Raw genomic sequence first — 739 nt, 5'->3', positions numbered from 1 at the left:
CGCCCCCGCCGCGGCCGAGGGTTGGTGAGCGGGACCCGGATGAGGTGGTCATGGTCGATGCCCCACCGCCTGCCAACGGGACCCGGTTCCTTGACCGGATCAAGACCGCCCGCCGTCGCGAGGTCGTGCCCGCGTGGCTGCGCTCGCCTACCGAAGCGCGGGCCGCTGCCCGTTGGGTGGCCCAGTACGCCGGGCATCTGGCCGCGTATCACGCGATCCGCAGCCCCAAGTACGTTGGCGTGCTGGCCCTGCGCTCGCCGGTGGGTGCGGCGCGGTTCCTGGGGGGCACGTTGCGGTGGGTCTCCGATGCGGAGGCGGCGCCGTTGCGAGCGGCTGCGGTGGCCTCGGAGGACGCGGCCGAGTACATGATGCTCACCCGCAAGCGTGATGACCGCGTACGGCTGCGAATGACGCTGGCCGTGCTCGCCGCGCTGATCGGGCTGGGCGCGACGCTGGCCCTGTACGTGCTGGCCCCGATGTGGGTGCAGGTGGTGTCGGTGACCGCCTTGGTGTTGGCCATGGGCGCCATCGGCACGCCCAAGGACCAGCCCCTGATCACTCGCGCGGTCGAGATCCCCAAGGCCCAGCGGCTGACCAGCGAGATCGTGTTGCGTGCGCTGGGAGCGCTGGGCATTCCCGCGATCACCCAAGCCATCGGCAAGGGCGGCGGGTTCGCCTTCACCGCCCCCATCACCCGCGATGGCCCCGGTTGGCGCGCGCAGGGTGACCTGCCCTACGG

Annotated in this window: 1 pseudogene; it reads left to right on the top strand. The window is 72.1% G+C overall.

Annotated features, from left to right (window positions below):
* Positions 1-50 precede the first annotated feature (50 nt).
* Positions 51-739: pseudogene (locus tag KUM32_RS38925) on the top strand (cell division protein FtsK); the annotation flags it as partial.

It is taken from the genome of Streptomyces sp. AC627_RSS907 (genome assembly GCF_019049165.1).
Note: the sequence above shows the minus strand (reverse complement) of the source record. Positions and strands in the feature narration are given on the sequence as shown.